This window comes from Phenylobacterium sp., assembly GCF_004297125.1.
Classification (GTDB): Bacteria; Pseudomonadota; Alphaproteobacteria; order Caulobacterales; family Caulobacteraceae; genus Phenylobacterium.
This window is the reverse complement of record NZ_SCVD01000028.1, coordinates 258,707-277,799: the sequence shown is the minus strand read 5'-3', so window position 1 is coordinate 277,799 and position 19,093 is coordinate 258,707. Positions and strand designations below refer to the sequence as shown.

At 70.7% G+C, this 19,093-nt stretch carries 19 protein-coding genes; 12 read left to right on the top strand and 7 right to left on the bottom strand.

Annotated elements, in window-relative coordinates:
- Positions 1–85: 85 nt before the first annotated feature.
- Both EPO51_RS21385 and EPO51_RS21380 read right to left on the bottom strand, forming a co-directional pair.
- The gene (locus EPO51_RS21385; protein WP_293354389.1) at positions 86–508 is read right to left on the bottom strand and encodes a SufE family protein; all 423 of its coding nucleotides are present in this window, start codon (positions 506–508) and stop codon (positions 86–88) included.
- A 41-nt stretch (positions 509–549) separates the two neighbouring features.
- Positions 550–1,242 (bottom strand): sensor histidine kinase, encoded by a 693-nt coding sequence (locus EPO51_RS21380; protein WP_293354387.1) that lies wholly within the window; start codon positions 1,240–1,242, stop codon positions 550–552.
- A gap of 223 nt (positions 1,243–1,465) precedes the next feature.
- Here EPO51_RS21380 and EPO51_RS21375 point away from each other — a divergent pair, with 223 nt between their 5' ends.
- A complete protein-coding gene (locus EPO51_RS21375) occupies positions 1,466–3,115 on the top strand; it encodes a sensor histidine kinase (RefSeq protein WP_293354385.1) in 1,650 nt (549 codons plus the stop codon).
- An 18-nt stretch (positions 3,116–3,133) separates the two neighbouring features.
- On the opposite strand, the gene EPO51_RS21370 is transcribed toward EPO51_RS21375, so the two are convergent.
- On the bottom strand, positions 3,134–4,609 hold the full coding sequence (locus EPO51_RS21370) for an FAD-dependent monooxygenase (RefSeq protein ID WP_293354383.1): 1,476 nt from the start codon (positions 4,607–4,609) through the stop codon (positions 3,134–3,136).
- A gap of 142 nt (positions 4,610–4,751) precedes the next feature.
- Positions 4,752–5,621: a hypothetical protein gene (locus EPO51_RS21365; RefSeq protein ID WP_293354381.1), complete on the bottom strand. Its 870-nt coding sequence runs from the start codon at positions 5,619–5,621 to the stop codon at positions 4,752–4,754.
- A 152-nt stretch (positions 5,622–5,773) separates the two neighbouring features.
- Between EPO51_RS21365 and EPO51_RS21360 the strand changes: the two genes are divergently transcribed.
- From EPO51_RS21360 to minE, 5 genes are all read left to right on the top strand, one after another.
- Positions 5,774–6,106 carry a DUF1491 family protein gene (locus EPO51_RS21360; RefSeq protein WP_293354379.1) on the top strand — a complete coding sequence of 111 codons (333 nt, stop codon included), beginning with the start codon at positions 5,774–5,776 and terminating at the stop codon, positions 6,104–6,106.
- 21 nt (positions 6,107–6,127) lie between these two features.
- Positions 6,128–7,141 (top strand): ATP-dependent DNA ligase, encoded by a 1,014-nt coding sequence (locus EPO51_RS21355; RefSeq protein WP_293354377.1) that lies wholly within the window; start codon positions 6,128–6,130, stop codon positions 7,139–7,141.
- A gap of 144 nt (positions 7,142–7,285) precedes the next feature.
- On the top strand, positions 7,286–7,987 hold the full coding sequence (gene minC / locus EPO51_RS21350; RefSeq protein ID WP_293354376.1) for a septum site-determining protein MinC: 702 nt from the start codon (positions 7,286–7,288) through the stop codon (positions 7,985–7,987).
- 42 nt (positions 7,988–8,029) lie between these two features.
- Entirely contained in the window at positions 8,030–8,851 is an 822-nt protein-coding gene (gene minD / locus EPO51_RS21345) for a septum site-determining protein MinD (protein WP_293354374.1), read from the top strand.
- The gene (minE, locus tag EPO51_RS21340; RefSeq protein ID WP_293354372.1) at positions 8,848–9,162 is read left to right on the top strand and encodes a cell division topological specificity factor MinE; all 315 of its coding nucleotides are present in this window, start codon (positions 8,848–8,850) and stop codon (positions 9,160–9,162) included. Before minD ends, minE begins: the two co-directional genes overlap by 4 nt.
- A gap of 15 nt (positions 9,163–9,177) precedes the next feature.
- Here minE and fabA read toward each other — a convergent pair whose 3' ends face one another.
- A complete protein-coding gene (gene fabA / locus EPO51_RS21335) occupies positions 9,178–9,708 on the bottom strand; it encodes a bifunctional 3-hydroxydecanoyl-ACP dehydratase/trans-2-decenoyl-ACP isomerase (protein WP_293354370.1) in 531 nt (176 codons plus the stop codon).
- Complete coding sequence (locus tag EPO51_RS21330) at positions 9,651–10,337, bottom strand: TetR/AcrR family transcriptional regulator (RefSeq protein ID WP_293354368.1); 687 nt, start codon at positions 10,335–10,337, stop codon at positions 9,651–9,653. Before EPO51_RS21330 ends, fabA begins: the two co-directional genes overlap by 58 nt.
- Before the next feature lie 153 nt (positions 10,338–10,490).
- On the opposite strand from EPO51_RS21330, the gene EPO51_RS21325 reads away from it, so the two are divergent.
- Positions 10,491–12,134, top strand: a complete 1,644-nt coding sequence (locus tag EPO51_RS21325) for an alkaline phosphatase family protein (protein WP_293354366.1) — start codon at positions 10,491–10,493, stop codon at positions 12,132–12,134.
- A 208-nt stretch (positions 12,135–12,342) separates the two neighbouring features.
- On the opposite strand, the gene EPO51_RS21320 is transcribed toward EPO51_RS21325, so the two are convergent.
- On the bottom strand, positions 12,343–12,837 hold the full coding sequence (locus tag EPO51_RS21320) for a hypothetical protein (RefSeq protein WP_293354364.1): 495 nt from the start codon (positions 12,835–12,837) through the stop codon (positions 12,343–12,345).
- A 396-nt stretch (positions 12,838–13,233) separates the two neighbouring features.
- Here EPO51_RS21320 and EPO51_RS21315 point away from each other — a divergent pair, with 396 nt between their 5' ends.
- From EPO51_RS21315 to EPO51_RS21295, 5 genes are all read left to right on the top strand, one after another.
- A complete protein-coding gene (locus tag EPO51_RS21315) occupies positions 13,234–13,842 on the top strand; it encodes a hypothetical protein (RefSeq protein WP_293354362.1) in 609 nt (202 codons plus the stop codon).
- Positions 13,843–14,024: 182 nt separating this feature from the next.
- A complete protein-coding gene (locus EPO51_RS21310; protein ID WP_293354360.1) occupies positions 14,025–15,632 on the top strand; it encodes a peptide chain release factor 3 in 1,608 nt (535 codons plus the stop codon).
- 218 nt (positions 15,633–15,850) lie between these two features.
- Entirely contained in the window at positions 15,851–16,756 is a 906-nt protein-coding gene (locus EPO51_RS21305; protein WP_293354358.1) for a class I SAM-dependent methyltransferase, read from the top strand.
- 26 nt (positions 16,757–16,782) lie between these two features.
- On the top strand, positions 16,783–17,502 hold the full coding sequence (locus tag EPO51_RS21300) for a pseudouridine synthase (protein ID WP_293354442.1): 720 nt from the start codon (positions 16,783–16,785) through the stop codon (positions 17,500–17,502).
- 189 nt (positions 17,503–17,691) lie between these two features.
- Positions 17,692–19,065, top strand: coding sequence for a hypothetical protein (locus tag EPO51_RS21295; RefSeq protein ID WP_293354356.1), 1,374 nt, complete (start codon positions 17,692–17,694; stop codon positions 19,063–19,065).
- Positions 19,066–19,093: the final 28 nt, after the last annotated feature.

Sequence of the window (19,093 nt, the reverse complement as noted above, 5' to 3'; positions counted from 1 at the left end):
GGCCGCGAGGGCGCGTCAGCGCCGATAAGATTCGTGGATAAACTGGACAGCGCCTGCGGCGCCCGCCGAGCCAGATGGCGGAGCCTCAGGCCGCCCGGGCCGCCTCGGCGTCTCGGCGGATCCGCGCCACCATCGAGGCCAGGCCGTTCGACCGCTGCGCCGACAGGGCGCCCGCCAGCCCCAGCTGGGCGAAGGCGGCGTTGGCGTCGAAGGCCAGGATCTCGGACGGCGCGCGGCCCGAGTACAGGCGGAACAGGACGGCGATCAGGCCGCGCACGATGTGGGCGTCGGAATCGCCGCGGAAGCGCAGCGTCCCGTCGGCCTGGGGTTCGGTGACCAGCCAGACCTGGCTCGCGCAGCCGCGCACCTTGTGCGCCTCGGTCCGCTCGGCGTCGCTGAGCGGGGCCAGGTCCTTGCCCAGTTCGATCACGTAGCGGTAGCGCTCTTCCCAGTCGCCCAGGAGCTCGAACTCGTCCTTGAGCTCGGAAAGCGCGTCGTCGATGCCCATGGCGGCGACTTAGGGGCTGGGCGCGGGCCCCGCAACCGCCATCACCCGATCAGCAGCCGCACCTCGGCGGTCAGGCCCTCGCCCGCGGCGGACGTCAGCCGCAGCCGCCCGCCCATGGCCGCGCAGGTGAGGTCGGCGATCGGCAAGCCCAGGCCCGCGCCCTCCGCCTTGCGGATCAGCGCGTTCTCGCCCTGCTCGAAGGGCGCCATCAGGCGTTGGAGCTCGGCGGGGTCGATGCCGTCGCCCTCGTCCCGGATCAGAATCTCGACCACGCCGTTGTCGACGGCGGTGGAGACGCGCACGCAGCCGCCCTCCGGGGAGAAGACGATGGCGTTGTGAAGCAGGTGGGTCAGCACCGAGCGCAGGCCCCGCCCGTCGGCGGTCACGGCGGGCAGGCCGCCACGGCCCAGGACCTCGACGCGGACGTCGCGCGCCGCCAGATCCGGCGCCAGGGCTGTCAGCGCATCGTCCAGGGCGGGTTCGAGTGGCTCGCAATCGGCGTCGAACTCGATGGTCCGACCTTCCAGGCGGGCGATCTCGAGGACCTGATTCACAAGTTTCAGCAGCTTTTGGCCGCTGCCGTGGATGATCGCGGCATATTCCTTGTACTGCGAAGCTCCAAGGGGGCCGTACAGTTCCGCAGTGAGAATCTCGGAGAACCCCAGGATGGAGTTTAACGGCGTGCGCAGCTCATGGCTGACCATCCTCAGGAACGAGCGCTTCCGCTCGTCCATGGCCGCCTCGTATCGGGCGTGCGTGCGCAGCTTTGCGCCAGCGGGAGGATGGGCCTCGTGAGGCATGTAACGGCGGTGCGCCTGCTCGATCGGGGTCTGCAAGGTGGCGCATGCCGCTTACGAAAGTCTTGCAGCCGACGCTGTGCGGATGCGCGCGCTCGCGCGAATCCCCTGCGGCAAGTAGGCTCGGGTCTCGAACCTGACGGGGGTTCATAGACGAGCCATGGCCGGGGCCCACGCCACATCTCCGAAAGCGCGCCGCCGCAGCGATGCGGCGCCGGGAGTCCTGTGGCATGCGGCCTGGGCGCTCGCGGTCGCCGCCACGATCGGGGGCCTGACCCTCCAGGGAACCCTGCCCGTGGGGCCGGAACTGCTGGCGCTGGGCGTCGGCGGCGTGGCGGCCATGCTGGGCGCCTTGCTGTCCATGATGGGGAGTCCCGGCCGGACGGTTTCTGTGCTGATTTGGGGCGCCGCGGGCGCCGCGGCCTGCCATCTGACCGGCGGAACGGCCGGGCCGCTGGCCGCCTGGTGCCTGGCGCCCGCCGCCGCCGCCGCCGCCTTCCGCAACCGCGAGACTCTGGCGCTGGGCGCCGCGGCCTCGCTGGCCGCCGCCGCGGTCTCGGCGCTGGATGCGGTCCTGCTGCCGCTCCCGGTCGCCGCGCCGGCCGTCGCGCCCTGGCTGGGGCTGCTCTCGCTGGGGACGGTGACGCTGGGCTTCGCCACGGGGCTGATCGGCTTCCAGGGCGCCGCGCAGCGTGACAGCCGTCGAAGCCAGCGCGCCGACCAGGTGCTGGCCCTGCTGGACGGCCAGCCGCTGCTGCTGGCGCTGGTCGAACGCAGCGGCCGGGTGCTGAACGCCGCCGGCGCCGCCGTCGCCGGCCAGGCGCCGGGGCAGATCGAGGGCCGTAGCCTGGGTCACCTGGTGGCCGAGGACGACTTGCCGATCCTGGCCGCCGCCCTGCACGCCGTCGCCCGCGACGGCAAGGCCTCGGTCTATGTGGCCCCGACCGGTGACCCCGAGGGATCGCTGGAGATCTCCCTGCGCGCCGCCGGCGCCGACCGCTTCGTGGCCGCCGTCCGCGACGCGCGCGAGCAGTCCATCCGCGAGCGCCGCCTCGAGGCCGAACGCGTGGCGGCCGAGCAGCAGAACGCCGGCAAGTCCCGCTTCCTGGCCAATATGAGCCACGAGCTGCGCACGCCGCTGAACGCCATCATGGGCTTCTCCGACATCATGCGGCAGCGGCTGTTCGGCCCGCTGGGCGACCGCTACGCCGAATACGCCGAGCTGATCCACGAGAGCGGCACGCACCTGCTGGAGCTCATCAACGACGTCCTCGACATGTCCAAGATCGAGGCCGAGCGGTTCGAGCTCTCCATCGAGAGCTTCGACGCCCGCGACGCCGTGTCCGCGGTGCTGCGGCTGATGCGCGGCCAGGCCGACCGGGCGGGCGTCAACCTGCGCGGCGTCCTGCCGATCGGGCCGCTCCACGCCGACGCCGACAAGCGCGCGCTGAAGCAGATCGCGCTCAACCTGATCTCGAACGCGCTCAAGTTCACGCCGCGCGGCGGGTCGGTGACGGTCACCGTCCAGGGAAGCGACGACATCCTGGAACTGGTGGTGGCCGACACCGGCGTCGGCATCGCCCAGGACGACCTGCAGCGGCTGGGCCGGCCCTACGAACAGGCCGGCGACGCCGGACAACGCGCCGCGGGTTCCGGCCTGGGCCTGTCGCTGGTGCGCGCCTTCGCCCGCCTGCACGGCGGCGACATGACGGTGGAAAGCACAGTGGGCGAGGGGACGACCGTCACCATCCGCATGCCGGTGCTGGCGCCGGCCACGGTCGCGACGCCGATGTTCCGCAAGGCGAATTAGCGCCCTCGAACCGGCGCGCTACGCCGTCGCGGGCGGCCCGAACCAGGTGGCAAGCGCGTCGTGAAGGCCTTGGGCCTGGCGGTCGCCGACCCAGGCCACGTGCCCGTCGGGCCGGATCAGCACCGCGGCCGGCGCCGGGACCGGCCCGACCGCCGGAAGCTCCCACGGGCCCTCGTACGCGGCCTCGACCAGCCGGACCCGATCCGCCCACGGCGCGATCTCGCAGGCCCCGGGCTCACCGAGGTTGAGCAGCACCGGGCGGGCGCTGTGCAGCAGCGCGAAGACCCGCAGCGGCCCGCTGGCGGTGGCCAGGTCGAGATCGGGCATACGGCGCCCGAGCAGCGGGTGTCCGTCGCCGAGGTCGTAGCGGACGCCCAGGCCCGTCATCTCCGCCGCCAGTCGTCTGCGGGCCTCGTCCGTGCCGAGAAGTTCGGCGACGATTCCGCGCAAGGCCTTGGTGCGGTCGTCCACGCGGCCGAGCAGTGCGACCTGCGCCATGGTGTTGTGCAGCACGCGGGCGGCGACCGGATGACGCTCGGCCTGATAGCTGTCGAGCAGGCTTGCCGGCGACGTCGCCTTGACCACCTGGGCCAGCTTCCATCCCAGGTTCACCGCATCCTGGAGGCCGGTGTTGAGGCCCTGTCCGCCCGTCGGATAGTGCACATGCGCCGCGTCGCCGGCGAGCAGCACCCGTCCCTGGCGGTAGGAGGCCGCCTGCCGGGCCGCGTCAGTGAACCTGGAGATCCAGATCGGACTGTGGATTCCGTAGTCGGTCCCATAGACGGCGATCAGCGCCTGGCTGAGGTCGTGCAGGCTGGGCTCTTCCGTGCGGCCGAGCTGCTGTTCGGTCACCATGACCCGCACCGGTCCTCCGTCCCCCAGCCGGCTGAGGCCATGAATGCCCATGGCGTCGTGACGCAGCCCCCATTCCGGCTCCTGGGCGACTTCGACTTCGGCGATCAGGTGGCTGATCGTCGCGTCCCAGCCGCAGAACGCGATGCCGGCGGCCTTGCGGACCCGGCTGCGTCCGCCGTCGCATCCGACGAGATAGTCCGCCCGGAGCGACCGGCCGTCGGAGAGCTGGACGTCGACGCCGGCGCCATCCTGCGCGAAGCCCGTCACCTCCAACCCCCGGTGGATCGTCACCGGCAGCTCGCCAACCCACTCGGCCAGGATGCGCTCGATGTGGTTCTGCCACAGCGCCAGGCCATAGTTGTGCCGGGTAGGGAAGTCGCTGATGTCCAGGGGGATCCAGGCGAACCCGGCGACCTGCGCCGCCTGTCCCTGCGAGAGGAAGCGGTCGGCCACGCCGCGCTGGTCGAGGACCTCGATGGAGCGTGAATGCAGGCCGCCGGCGCGGGAGCCGGCGAGGTTCGGGTCGGCGCGGCGTTCCACGACCGCGACCTCGACGCCGGCCAAGGCCAGTTCGGCGGCCAGCATCAGGCCTGTCGGGCCCGCGCCCGCGATCAAGACATCGGCATCCCGCTGGGCCATCGCACCGCTCCCGTTGTTCGTGATTTTGACGGGATTTCATAGGCTTGCAGGTCGAGACCCCGCAATTCTTGAACTTATTTAGTTTGGCCCCATATCCATCTCAGGCGGTCGGCGCGCCTGGACGCCTGCGTCCGTCCGGGTCCTACCGGGACGCGACCTGCAGGAAAGCGCGGCCGGCGGCGAAGTCGCCCACCTCCACATAGGCCGTTCGCACCCGCTCCCCCGGGAACAGGAACTCCACCGCGATGGCTTCGCGCGGGTCCAGGTCGGCCAGCGCCTGGGCGGCCGCGGCGGGGAAGCGGAAGGCCCACCCGTCCTCGGAGCCCTTGGGCAGCAGCATCTCGTCGGCCTCGCTGCGCGCCTCGGCCATATAGGCCCGCGTGGCGCCGCGCGGCGGCAGCTTGCGGCTGAGCGGGGCGGCCTTGCCGCGGATGTCCAGATAGGGGCCCAGGGTGCGGGTCGCGTCGCGGAACACCAGTCGCGCGGCATAGGGCGTCTGCCCGTCGGCGAAGTCGGCCACCGCCACCAGCGCGTTGGCGCCTTCCCGGCCCGCCAGGCCGAAGGTCAGGCGACCGCCGGCCAAGGCCGCGTCCTGCGCCAGGCGCCAGCGCGCGACCTTGCCGGTCCCGCGGTCGGCGCGCCAGTCGGCGGCGTCGCCGGGATAGGTCATGCGGGTGACGCGGGCATAGCCCGAGAAGGCCTGCTGCACGCGGGCGGCCTCGGCCAGCACCTTGGGGCTCTTGCAGTTGAGCTGGCCGGCGTAGCGTCGGGCGGCGGCTTCCCGGTCGGCCAGCGACCTCAGGTCGTCGCCGGCGCGCAGGGCCGCGCCCCGCGCCTGGGCGGCGCCGGCGGCCAGCGCGGCGGACACCTCGGGCGTGAACAGGCCGCAGCGTCCATCCGCCGCGGTCATCACCGTACGTTCGAAGAACAGGTCGGCCGGCTGCGCCAACGCAGCCAGGGGCGTGGCGGCCAGCACCACACCCAGCAACCCCATCCGTCGAAACGCCGGCATCGCGCTTCTGCGCGTGCTCGCCATAGGTCCACCATCTGACGCGGCCTGTTCTGGCCGTCTGAGCCGGCAGGTCTAACGATGCGGGGTTGAGGCCGCGTGGACGTTCAGGGTTAACGATTTCCCGCGCCGCCAGGACGCGCTAACTCCCCCGCATGCTGCTTTCCACCGATATCTGGGTCGGCGCCCTGATCCGCCGCGTCGAGATCGGCGGGGGCTTCGCCGTGGTGGCGCGCAAGGGCGATCCGCGCGCCGGCGCCGTGCTGGTCAAGGTGCTGAACCGCTCGACCGGCGAGGCGCGGCTGCTGTCAGAGGCCACCCGCGGCGACGGCGAGCGCATCTGGATGGAGCCGGCGGCCTCGCGCGAGGAGCCCGACCTGGATCGCTACATCGAGCGCGCGATCCGCATCGACCCCGACGTCTGGGTGGTGGAGATCGAGGACAAGGAAGGCCGCCACTTCCTGGTGGAGCCCGTGGAACGCAGCTGAGCCGGCGCCGCTTCTGACGGCATGCTCTCCGACCTGCCCGTGCCGCTCGATCTCGCGCCCATGGAGGCCAAACTGGTCGCGGAGATCCCGGCGGAACCCGGCTGGCGGTTCGAACCCAAGTGGGACGGCTTCCGCTGCCTGGCCTACCGATCCGGCGCCGAGGTGCTGCTCAAGGCCAAGTCCGGCAAGCCGCTCAACCGCTTCTTCCCGGACATCATCGCGGTGTTGCGGGCCTTGCCCGTCGAGCGGTTCGTGGTCGATGGCGAGCTGACCATCGCCGTGGAGGGCCAGCCGTCATTCGGGGCGCTGCAGATGCGGCTGCACCCCGCCGAGAGCCGGGTGCGCAAGCTGGCGGCCGAGCAGCCGGCGACCTTCATGCTGTTCGACTGCCTGATGGACGCGAAGGGCGGGTCGCTCGCCGAAGCGCCGCTGGCCGAACGGCGCCGGGCGCTGGAGGCGCTGTTCAGGCGCTTCGGCAAGGCGCCGGCGGTGCGCTTGTCGCCCGGCACGACCGACCGGGCGGAAGCCCGCGCCTGGCTTGAGGACGCCGGCGCGTCGCTGGACGGCGTGGTGGCCAAGCGCCTGGACGGCCCGTACGTCCCCGGAGAGCGGGCGATGCTGAAGATCAAGACCATCCGCACCGCCGACTGCGTGGTGGGCGGCTTCCGCTACGCCGAGGGCACGAAGCTGGTCGGCTCGCTGCTGCTCGGGCTCTACGACGAGGCGGGCCGCCTGGATCACGTGGGTTTCACCTCGACGATCAAGCACGCCGAGCGCCCGGAGCTGACGAAACGCCTGCTGGCGCTGAAGGGTGAGGGCTTCACCGGCGACGCCCCCGGCGGCCCCAGCCGCTGGAGCACGGAACGCACCGGCGAATGGGTCCCGCTGAGGCCGGAGCTGGTGGTCGAGGTCCGCTACGACCAGGTCACCGGCGACCGCTTCCGGCACGGGACCCGCCTGGTCCGCTGGCGGCCCGACAAGGCCCCGCGACAGTTTACCTTCGAACAGATCCGCCCCGCGCCGCGCGCGGCCTGACGCCCCCAAGCTTCGCCTCATGACGGCTTTTCTGCGGCGGCAAGCGGGGCCTTAGCCTCAGTAATGCCTCACGAATCACGGATTCGGGCCCTTCCAGCGGGGGCGGGCGCGGGCCTGCCGTCTTGTACGCGCAGGGAGGCCCTATTGGACGCCGAGGCGATTACGCTCCCCACGATCCGGATCCGCGGGCGCAGCTTCATGGCGATGGTGGTCGCGCCCGAGTTCCCGTTCGGCGACTGGTTCGCCGCCCTGGACCGGCAGCTGGCCGGCGCCCCCGGCTTCTTCGCGGACCGCCCGGTGGTGGTCGACCTGGCGGGCGTGCTCGAAGCCGTGGGCCAGGACTCCTTTCCCGTCGTGCTGGAGGGCCTCGCCGCCCGCGGGATGAAGATCGCCGGCGTCGAGGGCATCCGCCCGGCCCACCTGGCCGGCACCGCCTGGGCGGACCTCGCCACCAACCTGCACGGACGCGAAGTCCCGCTGAACCCGAGGGCCGGCGCACCGCCGCCTGCGCCCGCGCACGTCCCCTCGCTGCTGATCGAGCGGCCCGTGCGATCCGGCCAGTCGATCGTCTTCGAGGAAGGCGACATCACGATCGTGGGGCCGGTGGCCTCGGGCGCCGAGGTGATCGCCGGCGGGTCGGTCCACGTCTACGGCGCCCTGCGCGGCCGCGCGATCGCCGGGCTCAAGACCGAGGGCGCGCGCATCTTCTGCCGCAAGCTGGAAGCCGAGATGGTGGGCGTCGACCAGCTCTACCGCACGGCGGAGAACTGGGGCCCGGACCTGCACGGCCGCGCCGTCCAGGTCCGCTGCGACCGCGGCGCGCTGCGGCTGCTGGCGCTCGACTGAACAGGCCCGCCGCAGGGCGGGCGAAGGGAATGGGTGAGTAGCATGTCCAACGTCGTCGTCGTCACCTCCGGAAAGGGCGGGGTGGGCAAGACCACCTCCTCAGCCTCCCTGGGCGCCTCCCTGGCGCGGGCGGGGAGCAAGGTCGTCGTGGTGGATTTCGACGTTGGCCTGCGCAACCTCGACCTGGTGATGGGGGCCGAGCGGCGCGTGGTCTTCGACCTGGTCAATGTCGTCCAGGGCGACGCCAAGCTCCCGCAGGCGCTGATCCGCGACAAGCGGCTGGAGAACCTGTCCCTGCTCCCGGCCTCGCAGACCCGCGACAAGGATGCGCTCACCGAGGAGGGCGTCGGCCGGGTCATCGACGAGCTGCGCGAAAGCTTCGACTGGATCATCTGCGACAGCCCGGCCGGGATCGAGAAGGGCGCGACCATGGCCATGCGCTTCGCCGACACCGCCGTGGTGGTGACCAACCCCGAGGTCTCGTCGGTCCGCGACTCCGACCGCATCATCGGCATGCTGGACTCCAAGACCTGCCGCGCCGAGCGAGGGGAACGGCTGGAGAAGCAGCTCCTGCTCACCCGCTACGACGCCGGCCGCGCCGCCCGCGGCGAGATGATGACCGTCGAGGACGTGCTGGAAATCCTGGCCATCCCGCTGCTGGGCATCATCAACGAGAGCCCGGACGTGCTCACCGCCTCCAACGTCGGCTGCCCGATCACCCTGCACAATCCGGCGTCCGCGGCCGCCCGCGCCTACGACGACGCGGCCCGGCGGCTGATGGGCGAGACGGTCCCGCTCACCACCCCGCGCCAGGAAAAGCAGGGATTCATGGCTCGCCTGTTCGGGCGGAAGGCGGCCGCATGAGCATCCTGAACTTCTTCACCCGCGGCCGCACATCGGCCCCAGTGGCCCGCGAGCGGCTTCAGGTCCTGCTGGCTCACGAGCGCGCCCTGACCGGCGGGGCCGACCTCGCGGCGGTCCTGAAGCAGGAGATCCTGGAGGTCATCGCCCGCCACATCCCGATCGACCGCGACCGGGTGATGGTCAAGCTGGACCGCGGGGACCAGGTCTCGACCCTGGAGATCGATATCGAGATGCCCGACGCGGCCCTGACCGGCGGCCCGGCCCCGGCCCGGCGTCGCCGCACCGCCCAGGCCTCCCGCGCGGCGCGGTGAACCTGGCCGCCGGCGTCAGGCCGGGGGCCGGATCATCCCGACCCGCAGGTCGGTCGCCACATAGACGCAGGCGTCGTCCGCGAACAGCCGGCCGTTGGCGACCCCCAGCGCCAGCGCGCCGCGCCGCGCCTGCCGCACGCTCACCTCGTAGCGCACTCTCCGCGTCGCAGGCGTCACGTCGCCGCGAAACCGGACCTCGCCCACGCCCAGGGCGCGACCCTTGCCGGGCGAACCCGACCAGCCCAGCCAATAGCCCAGGACCTGCCACATGGCGTCCAGCCCCAGGCAGCCGGGCATGACCGGGTCGCCGGGAAAGTGGCAGTCGAAGAACCAGAGGTCCGGCGCGATATCCAGCTCGGCGACGACGCGGCCCTTGCCGAACTCGCCGCCGTCCAGGCTGATCTCCGTGATCCGGTCCATCATCAGCATCGGCGGCGCCGGCAGCTGCGCATTGCCGGGGCCGAAGTATCCGCCCCGGCCGGAGAGGATCAGGTCGTCCTTCGTGTAGCTGGACTTCGGCGTGTGGAATTCATGCGGATCGGCCACGGGTCGCGGTCCCTTTCTGGATTGAGCCGCGGCCGGCGACCCCCGGCGATGGGCAGGCGCAACCCGCCGGCCACGAAGACCCAGATCTTGTCGGTCAGCTCGGCGCGGTCGGGCCGATGGCGGCTGGTGAGCGCGCCGATCAGCGCCTGGCGGATGCCGCCGATCAGCAGGGCGATGGTGAGGCGCGGGTCCAGGTCCGAGGGCACGACGCCGTCACGCTGGCCCGCCCGCAGATTGTAGGCGCCCGCGGTGAGCTGACGCCGGGTGAAGGCCTGCTCGACGTCGAGGACCTCGGGCGCGCGGCTCAACGGGCCGACCACCAGCGGCGCGAACGGATGGTCGTAGTGGAAGGATATGTAGGCGGCGATCCGCTCCTTCTCGCGCCCCGCCCAGTCCGCCGCCGTCAGCTTCGAGGGGCTGAAGGCGGCGTCCTCCAGCCGGTTGTAGAACCCTTCGACCACGGCGGCGATCAACCCCGCCTTCGACCCGAAGTGGTGGTAGGCCAGCCCGACCGAAACCTTCGCCCGCGTCGCGACCGCCTGCATCTCCAACAGCCCGTGGCTGTGGATGAGCTCGTCCTGAGCGGCCCGGACCAACCGCTCCGGCGTGCCGATCTTCGTCGTGGTCATGGGCCGGGCCTGCGGACTGAATTGAATTCAATTTAACCGGAAGGGCGGGTGACCGCAAGGGCGCCAAGAAAAGTTCACTGGCCTTCCGCCCGGTTTTCCCGTGGTTGGCCGGCCGAGGGCACGGGCGCCCGGATTCCCGAGTCGGACCGCTTGATGAAGATCGTGACCTTGCTGTTGGCGCTGGCCCTCGGCCTTTCCGGGGGCGCGGCCGCCCAGGCTGGCCCGCCGCCGAACGACCCCAAGCTGGTGGTGGCGATTGCGGTCGACCAGTACGCCTGGAGCCTGTTCCAGCGCTACCGGCCTACCTACACGGGCGGGCTCAGGCGCCTCGCCGACGGCCGCGTCTTCCTCGGCTACCAGAGCCATGCCTCGACCGAGACCTGCCCCGGCCATTCGACCCTGCTGACCGGAGATCATCCCAGCCGCACGGGGATCGTCGCCAACACCTGGTACGATCGCGACAGCGGCTCCAGCATCTATTGCGTCTCGGTCTCGGGCGTCGCCGATCCCCTGGCCAAGGGCGCCGCCAACCTGAAGGTCGATACGCTGGGCGACTGGCTGCGCGCCAAGCACCCCAAGGCGCGGGTGACCTCGATCTCGGGCAAGGACCGCGCGGCGATCATGCTTGGAGGTCACAACCCGACCAGCGTGTTCTGGTGGGACGACGGCCTCGGCTGGGGCACGTCGAAATATGCGGGCCCCGCGGATGCGAAGACGGTCGCGCCGGCCGTGGCGTTCAACCGCGCGCTCTTCGCCGCCTGGGACAAGGCGCCGCCGGAGTTGTGGCCCTCGACCCTGCCCGAGCGGTGCCTGGCCCTGGCGGCGCCCCACACCTTCGGGCGCCTCACCCTGTCGGGCGGCGTCCCGCCCGAGACCGCCAAGGGCGCGACGCAAGGGTCGAAGTGGCGCACCGGCGCCGCCTTCGCGCCGGAGTTCCGTGCTTCGCCGCTGATGGACCGGACCACGCTCGACATGGCGGCCGAGCTGGTCCAGGCCCAGGGGCTGGGGCGCCGCGCCCAGCCGGATCTCCTGGCCATCAGCCTTTCGGGTACGGACCATATCGGCCACCGCTACGGGTCGGGCGGCGCCGAGATGTGCGCCCAGCAGGCCTCGCTCGACGCGGCCCTGGGCGCGTTCTTCGCCAGGCTGGATGCCTTGGGCGTTCCCTATGTGGTGGCGCTGAGCGCCGACCACGGCGGCGTCGACGCCGCTGAACGGTATGGCCCGCCGGCCCGCCGCGTCGACACCGGCAAGATCGTGAGCGGGCTCAACGCCGAGCTGCGCACCCGGTTCGGCTTCACCTACGACGCCATCAACGGCGACGACGCCAACCAGCTGCTCCTCGGCCTGCCGCCGGAGGACGACAAGCGGCGCGCTGAGGTGATGGCGGCCGCCATCGCCTGGCTGAAGGCGCAGCCGGACGTCGCCGACGTCTTCACCGCGGCGCAGGTGGCCGCCGCCGCGCCGCCCAAGGGTAAGGCGCCGGGCGAGCTTTCCATCATCGAGCGCTTCGCCGAGAGCTTCGACGCGGCGCGCAACGGCGACATCATGGTCAACTACGCCCAGTTCGCGAGCCTGGGCATGCCCTCCCAGCCCGGCCAGAACGTCGCCGGTCACGGCTCCGCCTGGGACCACGACCGGCAGGTGCCGATCATCTTCTGGTGGCCCGGCGTCACGCCGGCCGACGCCGGTCCGATCGAGACGGTGGACATCGCGCCGACCCTGGCGCCGTTCCTCCACATCGCCGCCCCGGACGTGGACGGCCGCCGCATCGACCTCGGCCAGGGCGGCAGGTAGGGGCGTCCGCCTCCTCTCCCTCTCGCCTCGCGGGGTAGGGAAGGGGATGCACCGACGTCCGCAATAGCGCGATCGCGGCAGATGGCTCGGGTGCGCGGAAAGTGGATGTGCCCCCGGCCCACCTACAAGCGGACCCTGCGAGAGTCAGCGAGGGGGCGGAAAGCGGACTTACGGAAAGTCACCTGGCGCGCGAAAATTGCATGCAAGACTATATGGCTTGAATAAGCGCTATGCATGCCGGCGGTGACATCGCAATTAGTTGCCCATTCGCCTTCGCCCCTGTGGGGCTGACTTTAATATCCAGACTTCCATCCTTTTTGTTTCTTGCGTTATCAATACCATATTGGTAAAGCGCATGACCAAGATCAAAGAATATACTCGCTGGCTCTCCGGTAATTTTGCTGACTATCTTGTAGAATAGCTGCTCATTGTCCTCCATACTTTTCACCGCTGACGGGTCCATATGAATATCCGCTCTTGTTCGGATGCTTGGTCCTACAGCGCGCATTTTCGTTTCATCGGTTGGAATTTCCGGCAATGGAACGCCAAGAACTTCGCCGGGACTCTCCCATTTCCTATGTTTCACGTATACCTGATCTACAACTAGCGTGATCTTTGTTCCCGGAAACGCATTATTTGTCTTCGGCTTCTTCCTTACTGAGCGTTTTTCGGGCGCCGCGCCAGGTTCCGGGACCCAGGTCATATCTCTCTCCTTATGTTCAAACATTTGAAAGAATATTGACAGCTGTCCCCAGCGCAAGGCCGCGCCAATACAAGCGCCACGACTTCGCCTCTTCGGTACTGTACGCAAGGGAAACCGACGGGGCGGAAAGTATTGATCACGCATCAGCACGAGGCGACGGCTCCTCTAGCACAAGGAACTTTGCGTCTCCGGCGATCGAACTCTTCGCAACAACTGGCTTGGTAACGTGAGCGATCGCGCAGTGGTTGTCGAGGGAGATTTCTCGGCTTGTCCGCGTCTTGCTTCACTGAGGCCCGCTGAGGGTCGAACGCGGTCATCGGCCTGGGGGCCAAAAGCCGACCTGGCCCTTCTCGCCTACGTCCGAACCTGACGCACCGGCCTGTTCCACTGCCTCCCATGACCGAGGCGGCCCCGCCCATCGACCGTGACGCCGAGATGCTCGCCCGCCTGGCCGAGATGGACTTCAGCGCGGCTGAGCACGTGCACGCGAAACTGGTGGCCGCCTCCGACACCGATGAGATCGCCGAGCTCAGCCGCAGCTACCATCGCGTCTCGCGCGCCCTGCGCCAGACCCTGGCGCTGAAGGCGAAGCTCGCGAGGGACGAGAAGGCGGCGGCCTCGGATGCCGCCCTCCGGCGCGTGATGCTTCCGCCCACCCGGGAGGGTTTCGCGACAGACGACCCGGTCCTGGCCGTCGGCCTCGTCCTGCAGGACGCCGTCGAACGCATCGTCGGGTCCCAATGCGCGGGCGACGAGGAACGTATCACCTCGCTGCTCACGCGCTTCGACCGTGAGCTCGACGATTGGGTCTGCGAAGAGGACTTCGCCGACGTCGACCTCGACGCCCACGTCCGCCGGGCGTGCAAGCTGCTGGACCTGCCGGAAGACCTCGCCGCCGTCTGGCCCAGCCTGCCGCGACCGACCTTCAGCCCCGACCCACCCACCAACGATCCGCCCACGGACGACACCGCCGGGGCGCCGCAGCCCCGGTCCAGCTCCGCCTGACCCGCGCGAAGCGCTCTTGAAACCACGGAAACCACGGAAAACACGGAAAGATCTCGGTCGGCCACCCAGCCCGCCGACGCCCTTCCGTGTCTTCCGTGTCTTCCGTGGTCGCTTCCTGCGCCTGCGGCGCGCGGCGTCGTCCTCGCTTCCGCCGCAGCGCCCCGCATGTTAGCGCCCGCCTCATGAGCACCTCTCCAGCCGCCGAGGCCGCGCGCCGGCGCACCTTCGCGATCATTTCCCACCCCGACGCCGGCAAGACGACCCTGACCGAGAACCTGCTGCTGGCCGGCGGCGCGATCCGGGCGGCCGGCGCCGTGCGCGCCCGCGGCGAGAACCGCCGCACCCGCTCCGACTGGATGAAGATCGAGCGCGAGCGCGGGATCTCGGTCTCGGCCTCGGTGATGACGTTCGACCACGACGGCCTGATGTTCAACCTGCTGGACACCCCGGGCCACGAGGACTTCTCGGAAGACACCTATCGCACCCTCACCGCCGCCGACGCGGCGGTGATGGTGCTGGACGCCGCCAAGGGCATCGAGCCGCAGACTCTCAAGCTGTTCGAGGTCTGCCGGATGCGCGACATCCCGATCGTCACCTTCATCAACAAGATGGACCGCGAGGCCCAGGACCCGTTCGAGCTCCTGGACGAGGTCTCGTCCAAGCTGGCGCTGGACCCCGCGCCGCTCTACTGGCCGGCCGGCTCCGGCGGCCGGTTCAAGGGCATGCTGGACCTGCGCCGCGACCTGTTCCTGCCGTTCATGAAAAAGGGCGGCGGCGCCGCCGGCGACGAGGACGGCCATCCCGCGGCGATCCCGTTCAAGGGCAATGCGGTGGTCAGCTACCTCGAGCCCGACGAGCAGGAGGAGCTGTCCGAGAACGCCGAACTGGTGATGGGCGCCTCCAAGCCCTTCGACCCGCAGTCGTTCCTCGAGGGCCACATGACCCCGGTGTTCTTCGGCTCGGCGCTGCGCCACTTCGGCGTCGACCAGTTGCTGGAGGGCCTGGGCGCCTACGCCCCGCCGCCCAAGGCCGTGGCGGCCCGCAAGGGCCAGGAGAACATCCACGTCGCGCCAGGCGACCGCGAGGTCACCGGCTTCGTGTTCAAGGTCCAGGCGAACATGGACCCCAATCACCGCGACCGGATCGCCTTCCTGAAGCTGTGCTCGGGCAGGTTCAGCCGCGGCATGAAGCTGAAGGTGCAGAACACCGGCAAGCAGCTCAGCGTGAACGCGCCGATGATGTTCTTCGCCTCGGACCGCGAACTGGCCGAGGACGCCTATGCGGGCGACGTGATCGGCATCCCCAACCACGGCGTCCTGCGGGTGGGCGACAGCCTCTCCGAGAGCGGGACCCTGCGCTTCGCCGGCCTGCCCAACTTCGCCCCGGAAATCCTCCAGCGCGTGCGCGTGAAGGACCCGCTGAAGGCCAAGCACCTGAAGAAGGCGCTGGAAAGCCTGGCGGAGGAGGGGGTGACCCAGCTGTTCCGCCCCAGCATCGGCTCGGACTTCATCGTCGGCGCCGTGGGCCAGCTCCAGTTCGAGGTCATGGCCGACCGTCTGCGCGAGGAATACCAGCTGGACGTGATCTTCGAGCCCAGCCCGTTCGGCGAGGCTCGCTGGATCCTGGGCGAGAAGGCCGACCTTGAGGACTTCATGAGCAAGCACCGCTCGGCCATGGGGACCGACATCGACGACCAGCCGGTGTTCCTGGCCAAGAGCTCGTGGGACGTCGGCTACGCCGTCGACCGCTATCCGAAGGTCCGCTTCGAGCGATCGAAGGAACGGGCGTAGGCCGTGGCCGAGCCGCACCCGTTACCTCCCCCATCGCGGCAGCGATGGCGGGAGGGGGACCGCGCCCCGCAGAGGGCGTGGTGGAGGGGGCGAGCCTCCTCAACTGAATCGATACAGCCCGGTCGCGCCGCCTTGCCGACCGCTCGCCCCCTCCACCCCTCGCTCTCCGCTTCGCTCGGCGAGCGGTCCCTCTCCCGCCGCTGCGCGGGGGAGGTAAGATGACCACGCTCCTCTACGGCGCCCCAGCCCCCGGCCTCGTCGACATCCCGCCGGGCGCCACCCAGGTCTCGCCGATCGTTCCCGGCTCGGCGGACTTGGCCGCCATCCCCGACGCCTCCATCGACCACGCCGTCATCCTCGCGCCGGGCGGCGTGCTGGAACGGGATTACGTGTTGGCCCAGGCGCTGCGGGTCCTGAAGCCCGGCGCCTCGCTGCTGGCCTTCGCGCCCAAGGACAAGGGCGGGTCGCGGTTGCGTAAGGCGCTGGAGGGCTTCGGCTGCACGGTCGTCGAGGACGCGCGGAAGCATCACCGGTTCTGCCACGCCAAACGGCCCGCCGAACCCACCGGCCTGGACGCGGCCATCGCCGCCGGCTCGCCGCGGCTCGTGCCGGGCCTCGGCGCCTGGTCGCAGCCCGGGGTGTTCAGCTGGGACCGTCTCGATCCGGGCAGCGCGCGCCTGATCGGGCAGTTGCCGACGCTCTCCGGCCACGGCGCGGACCTCGGCTGCGGCGTCGGCCTGCTGGCGACCCGCGTGCTGGCCTCGCCCGCGGTGACCAGCCTGGCCTGCCTCGACATCGACCGCCGCGCCGTGGCCTGCGCCGAGCACAATCTGGACGATCCGCGGGCGACCGTCCGCTGGGCCGACGTCCGGCAGTGGGACGACAGCCTGGTCGGCCTCGACTTCGTGGTGATGAACCCGCCGTTCCACGACGGCGGGACCGAGGACCGCGAGCTGGGCGTCGCCTTCGTCCGCACCGCGGCCCGGATGCTGCGCCGGGGCGGGGTCTGCTGGCTCGTGGCCAACCGCCACCTGCCGTACGAGGCCGCCCTGGCCGCCGCCTTCGAGACCGCCACGGTTCGTGACGATGCGGGCGGTTACAAGATCATCGAGGCGCGCAAGTGAACGCGAAGGTCCCCCCCAAGGCGCCCATGGCGCGGCTGGACCGCCTGCTGGCCAACCTGGGTTACGGCTCGCGCCGCGAGGTCGGCGGCCTCGTCGCGCGGCGCCAGGTCATGCTGGACGGCGAGGTGGTGAAGGACGTCGGGGCGAAGATTCCCATCGTCGCCGACCTGCCGGAGCGCATGAAGATCAGCGGCAAGCCCGTCGACCCGCCTGCGCCGCTGACGCTGATCATGCACAAGCCGCTGGACGTGGTCTGCTCGCACCGCGAGGCCGGGCGCAGCGTCTATGAGTTGCTCCCGGCCCGCTGGCGGGCGCGGATGCCGGCCCTGTCCTCCATCGGCCGCCTGGACAAGGACACGACCGGCCTCCTGCTGATCACCGACGACGGCCCGTTCCTGCACCGGGTGATCTCGCCTCGCGCCAACGTGGCCAAGCGCTATGTCGCCACCCTGGACCGCCCCCTGGAAGGGACCGAGGCCGAGGTCTTCGCGGCGGGAACCCTGATGCTGGAGGGCGAGACCGATCCCCTGGCGCCGGCCGTCCTCGAACCGCTCGGCCCGAAGCAGGCCCGGCTCACGATCACCGAGGGCCGCTACCATCAGGTCCGGCGGATGTTCGCCGCCGTCGGCAACCACGTCACGGCCCTGCACCGCGACCGGATCGGCGGCCTGGACCTCCCGCCCGACCTGGAGCCGGGCGACTGGAGAATCCTCACGGGGGGCGAGCAAGCGAGCCTCTTCGCTTAACCAAGGTTAACAACCGAGGGTCAGGAAGCTGTTGATCTTCAGAGCTTTACTGGCCCGGAAAACTGCGGATGTTAACCATACCTCGCAAGTTAATGACTTGTTAAAGCCCGCGGCTCCGGGTTTGCTGTGTTCCGGCAAAGCCCGTCAGGGACGTTCCAACGTGGGACGCCCAGGGGCCGGAGCGGGTCGATGTTCGAGTTGGGTCGTGAACTCAAGCGCTTCTTCGCAGCCGATCGCGGCAAGTCGCCGGCGGATGGGCTGACGGGCGGCGATACTTCGCTGCTCGAGTTGCTGGATTCTCAATTGCTGGCCCAGGAAGCCAAGGCCGCCGACGTGGCCGCCGGGCGGATCAGCGCCAAGGACAAGCCGCGCCGCCGGCTGGAAGCCGCCATCGTCTGGCGTGAGGTGGCCCGCCGCACCGGCGACCCCGTGGCCCTGCGCAAGGCCGCCGCCGGCGCCGAGACCGCCGCCGCCGGCTTCGAGGCCGCCCATCGGCGCGACGGCTGGGCCCGCGCCCGCTGCGAACAGGCCTTCTGCGCCCTGCTGGGCGCCGAGATCTTCGGCGATCCCGGCCTGAACGCCGCCGCCGAGATCGCCTTCAAGGACGTCCGCGCCCATGTGAAGGGCGGCCTGTCCGCGCCGCTGGCCGACGTCGGGCTGCTGGCCATCGAAGGCCGGCGCGACCTGGACCATATGGACGCCGAGCGCGTCGGCGCCTTCATCGCGCGCTTCAACCTGCCGATCGCCGCCCTCGATGGCATCGCCAAGCGTGTCACCGCCGCCCGGGCGCTGGCCGCCGAGGCCCGCCTGATCCGCGCCGACCTGCTGGCGGGCTGGGGCGCCCGGCTGAAGGACGGCGACCTGCTGGACATGGCCGCGCGCGAGGCCTCCACCGCCGGCGACCGCCTGGACTCGGCCTACGAGCCGCTCACCTGGGCGCGGGCCAGGATCGCCCATGGCCAGGCCCTGGCCCTGCGCGGCGAGGCGGTCGGCGACGTCGACGCCCTGGCCGCCGGCGCGGGCGCCCTGGCGCTGGCGCTCGACAGCCTGACCCGCGAACACAGCCCCCTCGACTGGGCCCGCACCCAGATCGCGCTGGCCCAGGCGCTGCAGGCGCTGGGCGAGGCGTCGAACGACTCGCGGGCCTTCGATCATGCCGTCTCCTGCTACGACCGCGCCGTCCTGGTGCTGAAGGAAACCCCGACCCTGCCGCTGCGCGGCGCGGCTGCCGTGTCGCGCGCCGTCTGCCTGGCCCGCACCGCCGAACTCACCGGCGACGCCGCGGTGCTGGATGCGGCGGAAGCGGCGATGAAGATCGAGCTTGTCGCCCTCTCGCCCCGCCGCGACCCGGTGGGCTGGGCGCTGGCGCAACTCCATCTCGCCCGCCTGTACGAAGCCCGGATGGGCATGACCGGCAAGGATCGCGGCGAGCGCGGGGCGGCCCTGATGGCGCTGGACGCCGCCTTGGACGTCTTTGCCGAACATGGCCTGCGCTCGCTCAGCGTCCTGGCCAACGATGCGATCGATCGCCTGCACGACCAGCACGAGCGGTCGCGCGGGTAACGCCGCTCGTCGCAAGGTTACGCCGGCC

Excerpts from the sequence above, each read along its gene's own strand:
- EPO51_RS21385 (WP_293354389.1), bottom strand. The coding sequence starts at position 508 with ATGGGCATCGACGACGCGCTTTCCGAGCTCAAGGACGAGTTCGAGCTC.
- EPO51_RS21380 (WP_293354387.1), bottom strand. The coding sequence starts at position 1,242 with ATGGACGAGCGGAAGCGCTCGTTCCTGAGGATGGTCAGCCATGAGCTG.
- EPO51_RS21375 (WP_293354385.1), top strand. The coding sequence starts at position 1,466 with ATGGCCGGGGCCCACGCCACATCTCCGAAAGCGCGCCGCCGCAGCGAT.
- EPO51_RS21370 (WP_293354383.1), bottom strand. The coding sequence starts at position 4,609 with ATGGCCCAGCGGGATGCCGATGTCTTGATCGCGGGCGCGGGCCCGACA.
- EPO51_RS21365 (WP_293354381.1), bottom strand. The coding sequence starts at position 5,621 with ATGCCGGCGTTTCGACGGATGGGGTTGCTGGGTGTGGTGCTGGCCGCC.
- EPO51_RS21360 (WP_293354379.1), top strand. The coding sequence starts at position 5,774 with ATGCTGCTTTCCACCGATATCTGGGTCGGCGCCCTGATCCGCCGCGTC.
- EPO51_RS21355 (WP_293354377.1), top strand. The coding sequence starts at position 6,128 with ATGCTCTCCGACCTGCCCGTGCCGCTCGATCTCGCGCCCATGGAGGCC.
- minD (WP_293354374.1), top strand. The coding sequence starts at position 8,030 with ATGTCCAACGTCGTCGTCGTCACCTCCGGAAAGGGCGGGGTGGGCAAG.
- minE (WP_293354372.1), top strand. The coding sequence starts at position 8,848 with ATGAGCATCCTGAACTTCTTCACCCGCGGCCGCACATCGGCCCCAGTG.
- EPO51_RS21330 (WP_293354368.1), bottom strand. The coding sequence starts at position 10,337 with ATGACCACGACGAAGATCGGCACGCCGGAGCGGTTGGTCCGGGCCGCT.
- EPO51_RS21325 (WP_293354366.1), top strand. The coding sequence starts at position 10,491 with ATGAAGATCGTGACCTTGCTGTTGGCGCTGGCCCTCGGCCTTTCCGGG.
- EPO51_RS21320 (WP_293354364.1), bottom strand. The coding sequence starts at position 12,837 with ATGACCTGGGTCCCGGAACCTGGCGCGGCGCCCGAAAAACGCTCAGTA.
- EPO51_RS21315 (WP_293354362.1), top strand. The coding sequence starts at position 13,234 with ATGACCGAGGCGGCCCCGCCCATCGACCGTGACGCCGAGATGCTCGCC.
- EPO51_RS21310 (WP_293354360.1), top strand. The coding sequence starts at position 14,025 with ATGAGCACCTCTCCAGCCGCCGAGGCCGCGCGCCGGCGCACCTTCGCG.
- EPO51_RS21305 (WP_293354358.1), top strand. The coding sequence starts at position 15,851 with ATGACCACGCTCCTCTACGGCGCCCCAGCCCCCGGCCTCGTCGACATC.
- EPO51_RS21300 (WP_293354442.1), top strand. The coding sequence starts at position 16,783 with ATGGCGCGGCTGGACCGCCTGCTGGCCAACCTGGGTTACGGCTCGCGC.
- EPO51_RS21295 (WP_293354356.1), top strand. The coding sequence starts at position 17,692 with ATGTTCGAGTTGGGTCGTGAACTCAAGCGCTTCTTCGCAGCCGATCGC.